Raw genomic sequence first — 8,379 nt, forward strand, 5'->3', positions numbered from 1 at the left:
GAGTGACTGGAGTTCAGACGTGTGCTCTTCCGATCTGGGCGCTGGCCGGCGGCGGCGTCGGACCGGACGACGTCGGCTACGTCAACGCGCACGGCACCGGCACGAAGCTCGGTGACGTCGCCGAGACGACCGCGCTGGCCGAGGTGTTCGGCGTCGGCGGGGTGCCGGTCAGCTCCACCAAGGCGCTCACCGGGCACCTGCTCGGCGCGTCCGGGGTGCTGGAGGCCGCGGTCACCGCGCTGGCGCTCGGGCGCGGCCTGCTGCCGCCCACCTACCACCTGGACGACCCGGACCCGGAGTGCGAGGCGGACCACGTCCGTGCCGTGCCCCGGCCCACCGGGACCGACCACGCGCTGACGAACTCGTTCGGGTTCGGCGGCCAGAACGTGAGCCTGCTGCTGCGCCGGCTCGCGGAGCCGGCCCGCCGGGCCGCCACCCCGGTCGCCGCCGGCTGACCGCACTCCATCCCGGGCGTCCGCCCGGGTCGTGATCACGGGGGGAACAGGGGGAAACCCGTCCATGCACATCAACGGCATCGACCATCTCGAACTGTACGTGGGGGACGCCCGGCAGGCGGCCTTCTACTTCGACACCGCGGTCGGGTTCCGGCTGCGCGGTCAGGGCGGACCGGAGACCGGGCTGGCCGGGCAGCGCTCGCTGCTGCTGGCCCAGGCCGGCATCCGGCTGCTGCTGACCACCGGCCTGTCGGCCGAGCACCCGGCCGCCACGTACGTGCACCGGCACGGCGACGGCATCGCCGTGGTGGCCCTAGCGGTCGACGACGCCGCCGGGGCGTACGCGGAGCTGGTGGCCCGGGGTGCGACCGGGGTGACGCCACCGCGGACCTTCACCGGCGGAGACGCCGAGGTGGTGCTCGCCGAGGTCGGCGGCTTCGGCGACGTGCTGCACCGGCTGGTCGAGCGGCGCGGCGACCGCGGCGTGTTCCTGCCCGGCGCGATCGAGCCGGTGGCCGCCCCGGACGGCGACGCGCTGCTGGCCGAGGTCGACCACCTGGCGGTCTGCGTGCCGCCCGGACAGCTCGACGAGACCGTCGCGCACTACGAGAAGGTGTTCGGCTTCGCCGAGATCTTCACCGAGCACATCGAGGTCGCCGGCCAGGCGATGAACTCCAAGGTGGTGCAGAGTCCGTCCGGGCAGGTCACCTTCGTGCTGCTGGAACCGGACACCGGCGCCCGGCCCGGGCAGATCGAGGACTTCCTGCGCTGGCACGCCGGCGCCGGGGTGCAACACCTGGGGCTGCGCACCGACGACATCCTCACCGCGGTCGGCGCGCTCGCCGGCCGGGGGGTGCGGTTCGCCCGCACGCCCGGCGCCTACTACGACGACCTGGAACAGCGGGTCGGCCGCCTGGACGCGCCGGTGGACCGGCTGCGCGAGCTGAGCATCCTGGTCGACTCCGACCACGACGGACAGCTCCTGCAGATCTTCACCGAGTCGATGCACGTGCGCCGCACCCTCTTCCTCGAACTGATCGAGCGACGCGGGGCGCGCACCTTCGGCAGCGGCAACATCAAGGCGCTCTACGAGGCCAAGGAACGCGAGCTGGCCGCGGCGGGGGCGACCCCCGCCGCCGCGGCCGGAGGGGTGGGGGCATGAGTGGACGCACCGAGCGAAGCGAGAGCCGTGAGGCCGTGCCGGGTCGGCACGGCATGACCACCATCGATCCCGGGTTGACCGCCGAGGAGGAGGCGCTGCTGCCCTCCGACGACGACGTCCGGCACTACGCCGAACACGGCTGGTACCTGTCGAAGAAGCTGCTCACCGACGACGAGGTGGACGAGCTCGTCGCCGCCACGGACCGCTACTACGCCGGGGAACGCGACCGGCGGCTGCCCGTGCGCCCGCCGAAGCTTGCCTACTGGGAGCCGGCCAGGGGTGACGTGCAGCGGCACAACGACTACGTGCACCACGAGCACGACGGCATCGCGCGGATCCTGCGCAAGCCGCTGATCGGAGCGGTCGCCGCCCGGCTGGCCCGCGCCACCGAGATCCGCATCTTCCAGTCCACGCTGATCTGGAAGCCGCCGATCGCCGGTGAGCCGTCCAACATCGTGCCCTGGCACTTCGACAAGCACTACTGGGCGTCCTCGTCGTCGGAGAACATGCTCACCGCGTTCATCCCGTTCCACGACTGCGGCGAGGAGATGGGCACCATCACCATGGTCGACGGCTCGCACCGCTGGCGGGAGATCGGCGCCGACGACACCGTGGTCCGGCACTTCGCCGACCGGGACCGGGACCAGCTCGAGGTGATGCTCGCCGAGAACGCGGCCCACAACGGCGCCGAGATCCGCAAGATCCCGATGGTGATCCCCAAGGGGCACATGAGCTTCCACCACTGCCGCACCTATCACGGCAGCGGCGCGAACGTCAGCGGACGGCCCCGACGGGCGATCTCGCTGCACCTGCAGGACGGCGACAACGCCTGGCGGGAGTTTCCGCTCTCCGACGGCACGCACGCCGCGTACAACCACGACGTGCTGGTCCGCCGCACCCACGAGGGGCGGCCGGACTACGCGGACCCCGATTACTGCCCGGTCATCTGGCGCGACCGCGCCCAGCAGGGAGGTTGACAATGTCACGGTACGACTGGGGTAGGACGCACCCGGGCATCGAGCGTCTGGAGCGGGCGGTGACCGAGCGCCGCGACGTGGTGGTCAAGCACCCGCTCTACGCCAACCTGGACACCCACGACGCGCTCGTCACGTTCATGGAGCACCACGTCTTCGCGGTCTGGGACTTCATGTCCCTGCTGAAGTCGTTGCAGCGCCAACTCACCTGCGTCACCGTGCCGTGGATCCCCACCGGCCCGACCGGCAGCCGCCGCCTGATCAACGACATCGTGATGGTCGAGGAGAGCGACGAGCTGGGCGAGGGCTACATCAGCCACTTCGAGCTGTACGTGCGGGGCATGACCGAGGCCGGCGCGGACACCACGCCGGTGGAGAAGCTTGTCGACCTGCTGCGGGCCGGCCGGCCGGTGACCGAGGCGCTCGGCGCGGCCGGTGTGCCGGCCCCGTCGGCGGCGTTCGCCGGCACCACCTGGCGGATCATCGAGACCACCCCGGTGCACTGCCAGGCGGCGGCGTTCGCGTTCGGCCGGGAGGACCTCATCCCGGAGATGTTCACCCAGGTCGTCGCCGTCAACGAACGCAGCAACCGGCTGAACACGTTCGTCGACTACCTGGAGCGGCACATCGAGGTCGACGGGGAGCAGCACACCCCGATGGCCATGCAGATGCTCGCCGACCTGTGCGGCGACGACGACACGAAGTGGCAGGAGTGCGCCGACACGGTGAACGCCGCGCTGGCCGCCCGCGCCCGACTCTGGGACGACATCCTCGCCGCGATCAAGGAGGGCCGTCCGGCGTGACCGACTCCGACCCGGTCCGGCTCTACCGGACGGTCCGGCTGATCCGCCGCTTCGAGGAGCGCGCGATCGAGCTGGTCGACGCCGGGGAGATCGTCGGCGGCATCCACCCGTACCTCGGGCAGGAGGGGGTCGCCGCCGGGGTCTGCGCGGCGCTGGCCGCCGACGACCTGGTCACCGGCACCCACCGCGGGCACGGGCACGTGCTGGCCAAGGGCGCCGACCCGGCCCGGATGCTGGCCGAGCTGTGCGGCCGGGTCACCGGGCTCAACCGGGGCCGGGGCGGGTCGATGCACGCCGCCGACTTCGGCGTCGGCGTCCTGGGCGCCAACGCCATCGTCGGGGCCGCCGGCGCGATCCTCACCGGGGCGGTGTGGGAGCGCCGGCGGCGCGGCGGCGACATCGTCGGCGCCACCTTCTTCGGCGACGGCGCGGTCAACGAGGGCATGCTGCTGGAGGCGTTCAACCTGGCCGCGCTCTGGCGGGTGCCGGTGCTGTTCGTCTGCGAGAACAACGGCTGGGCCACCACCATGCCGGTCGCCGGCGCGGTCGCCGGCACCGTCGCCGGGCGGGCCGCCGCGTTCGGCATGCCGGCGGCCGCCGTCGACGGCCAGGACCCCGAGGCGGTACGCGAGGTCACCGCCGCCGCCGTCGCGCGGATGCGCGCCGGCGGCGGCCCCGAGCTGATCGAGGCGCACACCTACCGGTTCGACGCCCACCACACCTTCGAACACCGGGTACGCCTCGACTACCGGCCGCCGCAGGAGGTGGCGGCCGGGCGCTCCCGCGATCCGGTCGACATCCAGGGCGCCCGGCTGCCCCCGGCGGTCCGGGCCGAGGTCGACGCCGCCGTCGAGGCGGTGCTGGCCGCCGCCGTCGACTTCGCGCTGGCCGGACCGCACCCGGACCCGGCCACCGCCCTGGACCACCTGTACGCCAGCGGGCTGACCGCCCGGACCGGAGGTGGCTGATGCCCCGGCTCTCCTACCGCAGGGCGCTCACCCGGGCGCTCGCCGACGAGATGACCCGCGACGAGTCGGTGGTCGTGCTCGGCGAGGACATCCGGGTGGCCGCCGCCAACGTCACCACCGGCCTGCTGAAGAGGTTCGGCCCGGACCGGGTCCGCGACACCCCGCTGTCCGAGCAGGCGTTCACCAGCTTCGCCACCGGCGCGGCGCTGGCCGGGGCCCGCCCGGTGGTGGAGTTCCAGATCCCGTCGCTGCTGTTCCTGGTCTTCGAGCAGATCGTCAACCACGCGCACAAGTTCCCGCTGATGACCGGCGGCCAGTGCGCGGTGCCGGTCACCTACCTGGTGCCCGGCTCCGGCTCCCGCACCGGCTGGGCCGGGCAGCACTCCGACCACCCGTACGCGTTGTTCGCCCACGTCGGGGTGACCACCGTGGTGCCGGCCACCCCGGCCGACGCGTACGGGCTGCTGGTGTCCGCGATCCGCTGCGACGACCCGGTGGTGGTCTTCGCCCCGGCCGGCGCGCTCGACCTGCGGGCGGACGTGTCCGACCTGACGCCGGTGCCGCTGGGCCGGGGCGTGGTCCGCCGGCCGGGCGACGACGTCACCGTGGTCGCCGTCGGGCACCTGGTGCACGACGCGCTCGCGGTCGCCGACGAGCTGGCCGACCAGGCGTCGGTGGAGGTCTTCGACCCCCGCACGCTCTACCCGTTCGACTGGGACGGGCTGGTCGAGTCCGTCGGCCGCACCGGGCGCCTGGTCGTCGTCGACGACGGCAACCGGTCCTGCGGGATCGCCGGGGAGATCGTCGCGACGGTGGTCGAGCGGGTCCGGCTGGCCGCGCCGCCCCGGCGCGTCACCCGGCCCGACGGCGCCGTGCTGCCGTTCGCGCCGGCCCTGGACCGGGCCGTGCAGCCCGGCCGGGACCAGCTCGCCGCCGCCATCCAACTGACCCTCAAGGACGGATGACCCATGGACCCGAACTACCCGTGGCCGCCGCTCGGCCAGGCGTGGACCGACCTGCCCGAGTCCACCCGCGCGGCGATGGTGGCGGCCGGCGCCGAGGCGTGGGAGAAGATCTTCCACGGCCGGGCCACCTACAACAAGCAGTGGCGGCTGGCCCGCCCGCCGGTGTTGACCGCGGACGCGTTCCGCGAGCTGAACGAGGTCTGCGACCGGATCGCCCAGCTCATCCTGGAGGCCTGCCGGCGTCGCGCCGGCACCGCCGGTGAGCTGCGCCGGCTGCTCGATGTGCCGGACGGGGAGACCCGGCTGCTCGACCCGGACGAGGCGCTGCACGACGGGCTGCTCGCCGCGTACCGCCCGGACGTGCTCTTCTCCGGCGGCGTGCCGTGCATCGTGGAGTACAACATCGACAGCAGCCTCGGCGGTGGCTTCGACGCCGACACCGTGGTCCAGCGCTACGCGGAGCTGTACGGCGCGCGGGACCTGCTCGACGGTCTCCGGCCGGCACCGTCCCTGCTGGACCAGCGCTTCGTGGCGATCCGGGACACGCTCGGCCTGTCCGAGGGCGCGCGGGTGGCGCTGCTGATGGACTTCGAGGCGGACTATCCCGGGCTGGACGACCCGGAGACGTTCATCCGGATCCTCTCGCCGCTCGTCGACCAGGCCCGGCCGTTCGGCATCGACCTGGTCATCGCCCCGGTCGCCACCGCCACGGTGGACGGGGCGAGCCGCCTCGTCGTCGGCGGGGCCCCGGTGGACGCGCTGTTCCGGCTGTTCGTGCCGAACCGGGTCACGCCCAGCGCCGGTCTGGACGCGGTGGCCGCCGCGCTGGCCGCCGGGACGCTGCCGATGTTCGTCAGCAGCGCGGCCTGGCTGCTCAGCAACAAGCTCAACTACGCCTGGCTCTGGGCCGACCTCGACCTGCTGCCGGAGCCTGACCGGGCGCTGATCCGCCGGTACGTGCCGCACACCGTCGCGCTCACCGCCGACCAGCTCGACCGGGCGCTGGCCGCGCAGGCCGACCTGGTCGCCAAGCCGGCCGGTGGCTCGGCCGGGCACGGGGTGCTGATCGGTCGGGAGATGAGCGCGGTGGCCTGGGAGGACGGGGTGCGCGCCGCGATCGACGCGGGCGGCAACATCCTCCAGCGCTACCACGAGGCGGACCGGGTGGCGATGGACTTCGTGCAGATCGAGACCGGGGAGACGGTCACCGCCGAGGTGCCCTGGAGCCTGGCGCCGTACCTGTTCGGGCGCACCGCCTCCGGCGCGCTGGCCCGTGTCGGCTACCCCGGCTGCGAGGGTGTGCTCAACCTGGCCCGCGGCGTCCTCATGACCGGCGTCCTCCTCAGCGACTGACCTCGCCCGTGGCCGGGGCGGTGAAGAAGGCGGCCAGGGGGGTGGTGAGGGCCGGCGGGGCGACGGCGATGCCGTTGTGCGGGCTGCCGGGTACGCGCAGCGTGCGGGCCCGGGGGAGGACGGCGGCGAGAAGGTCGTTGGTCTCGGTGAAGAACGGGGCGGCCTTGGCGCCGCTGATCAGCAGCGTCTCGGCGGTGATGCCGGCGTACTGCCCGGCCGGCCCCTCGTACGCCACGATCTGGCGTGACTCGGCGAGCGTCATGCCCACCAGCGAGCCCATCGTCCGGCCGATCTCGGTACGCAGGAACGCGCGGGTGAGGGCCGTGCGCACCGCCAGCGGAAGCCGGGACGCGGGGGACTGCGGGTTGACGGCGGCGGCCACGATCGCGAGGGCGCGGGCGGTGTCGCCGGCCCGGACGGCGGCCTCGGCCGGATCCAGGAACGCGGTCGACATGCCGCGGCCGTCGAGTCGGAGCGGGGTGTCGTAGACCGCGATCCGTTCCAGCGGCAGGCGCAGCGCGGCGCGCAGGACCACGAACGCGCCGTAGCTGTGCCCGACCGCCCAGCGGGTGCCGGTGTGCGTCAGCACCGCGCCGAGGTCGTCGATCTCCTGCTCCACCGTGTACGGCTCGCGTCGGGGCGCCGCGTCCGCCCGACCCCGCCGGTTGTAGAGGTGCACGGTGAACCGGTCGGCGAGCCGGGCGGCGAGCCGCCGGTACTCCGCGATCGTCACCCCGCCGCCGTGCACCACCACGAGTCCCGGTCCGGTGCCCGTGGAGTGCACGACGATGCCCGCGCCGTCCGGCGCCGTGATCCTCGACATGGTTGTCCCCTTCCGACCGCTCAAACTGCGAACGCCGTTTGCAGTTTACAGTGGGAGGGTGAGCGACGCATCCACCGGCGGGTCGATCTGGTCCCGACCCCGGCGCGGCACCCGCGGCCCGACCCCGACGCACGGTCGGGACGACATCGCCGCCGCCGCGGTCGCGCTTGCCGACACCGACGGGCTGGACGCCGTGTCGATGCGGGCGGTGGCGGGCGCGCTCGGCATGGCCGCCGGCTCGCTCTACCGCCACCTGTCCTCCCGGGACGACCTGCTGGACCTGATGGTCGACAGATGCGTGGGGGAGTTGCGGCCGTACCCGACCGACGACGGGAGCTGGACCGACCAGTTCCTCCTGCTGGCCCGCCGCCAACTCGCGCTGCACCGCCGGCACCCGTGGCTGCCGGACGCGCTCGCCCGCCGGGCGGTGCCCGGGCCGAACACGCTCGCCTACTTCGACGCCTGCCTGCGCATCCTGGCGCCGGTCCGGGCCGGCGTCGCCGCGAAGTTCGAGGCGATCGCCATGGTCACCGGCGTGGTGTCGCTCTTCGCCCGCAGCGCGGCGTCCACCGGCACGGTGACGTTCGACCACGTCGACCTGGCGGACCACCCGCACCTGGCCGCGGCGTTCGCCGCCCCGCCGACGGCCACGCCGCCCGGGGACGACCTGTTCGCCCGCACGCTGCGCGCCCTGCTCACCGGCCTCCTGACCGTCGACCGGCCCTGACCTCCGCCGACCCCGGCCGACTCCCACCTGCGCCGCCGAACCCGGCCGTTTCCCGCCGGCCCCGGCCGCCACGTCAAGCGGACCTTGACGCCCGTTCGGACGCTGGCGGGCTGGGCGGTGGTCTGCTCGGCTTGCCCGGGTCGTCGGCT

8 protein-coding genes are annotated in these 8,379 nt (G+C 73.8%); 7 read left to right on the forward strand and 1 reads right to left on the reverse strand.

The features are described from left to right. Positions 1 to 519 precede the first annotated feature (519 nt). From hppD to HUW36_RS19680, 6 genes are read left to right on the forward strand one after another with little or no spacing between them, the layout of a single operon-like run. A complete protein-coding gene (gene hppD / locus HUW36_RS19655; protein WP_174529516.1) occupies positions 520 to 1,617 on the forward strand; it encodes a 4-hydroxyphenylpyruvate dioxygenase in 1,098 nt (365 codons plus the stop codon). A gap of 53 nt (positions 1,618 to 1,670) precedes the next feature. Further along, positions 1,671 to 2,594: a phytanoyl-CoA dioxygenase family protein gene (locus HUW36_RS19660; protein ID WP_174529523.1), complete on the forward strand. Its 924-nt coding sequence runs from the start codon at positions 1,671 to 1,673 to the stop codon at positions 2,592 to 2,594. A 2-nt stretch (positions 2,595 to 2,596) separates the two neighbouring features. Beyond that, complete coding sequence (locus HUW36_RS19665) at positions 2,597 to 3,394, forward strand: DUF3050 domain-containing protein (protein WP_174529517.1); 798 nt, start codon at positions 2,597 to 2,599, stop codon at positions 3,392 to 3,394. Beyond that, positions 3,391 to 4,362, forward strand: coding sequence for a thiamine pyrophosphate-dependent dehydrogenase E1 component subunit alpha (locus HUW36_RS19670; protein WP_174529518.1), 972 nt, complete (start codon positions 3,391 to 3,393; stop codon positions 4,360 to 4,362). The genes HUW36_RS19665 and HUW36_RS19670 overlap by 4 nt, the downstream gene beginning before the upstream one ends. Further along, a complete protein-coding gene (locus HUW36_RS19675) occupies positions 4,362 to 5,327 on the forward strand; it encodes an alpha-ketoacid dehydrogenase subunit beta (RefSeq protein ID WP_174529519.1) in 966 nt (321 codons plus the stop codon). The genes HUW36_RS19670 and HUW36_RS19675 overlap by 1 nt, the downstream gene beginning before the upstream one ends. A 3-nt stretch (positions 5,328 to 5,330) precedes the next feature. After that, positions 5,331 to 6,680: a hypothetical protein gene (locus HUW36_RS19680; RefSeq protein ID WP_174529520.1), complete on the forward strand. Its 1,350-nt coding sequence runs from the start codon at positions 5,331 to 5,333 to the stop codon at positions 6,678 to 6,680. Here HUW36_RS19680 and HUW36_RS19685 read toward each other — a convergent pair. After that, entirely contained in the window at positions 6,670 to 7,503 is an 834-nt protein-coding gene (locus HUW36_RS19685; RefSeq protein WP_174529521.1) for an alpha/beta fold hydrolase, read from the reverse strand. The genes HUW36_RS19680 and HUW36_RS19685 overlap by 11 nt on opposite strands. 58 nt (positions 7,504 to 7,561) lie before the next feature. Between HUW36_RS19685 and HUW36_RS19690 the strand changes: the two genes are divergently transcribed. Further along, positions 7,562 to 8,230, forward strand: a complete 669-nt coding sequence (locus HUW36_RS19690; RefSeq protein WP_246248231.1) for a TetR/AcrR family transcriptional regulator — start codon at positions 7,562 to 7,564, stop codon at positions 8,228 to 8,230. Positions 8,231 to 8,379 lie beyond the last annotated feature (149 nt).

It is taken from the genome of Micromonospora maritima (assembly GCF_902825405.1).
Lineage (GTDB): Bacteria > Actinomycetota > Actinomycetes > Mycobacteriales > Micromonosporaceae > Micromonospora > Micromonospora maritima.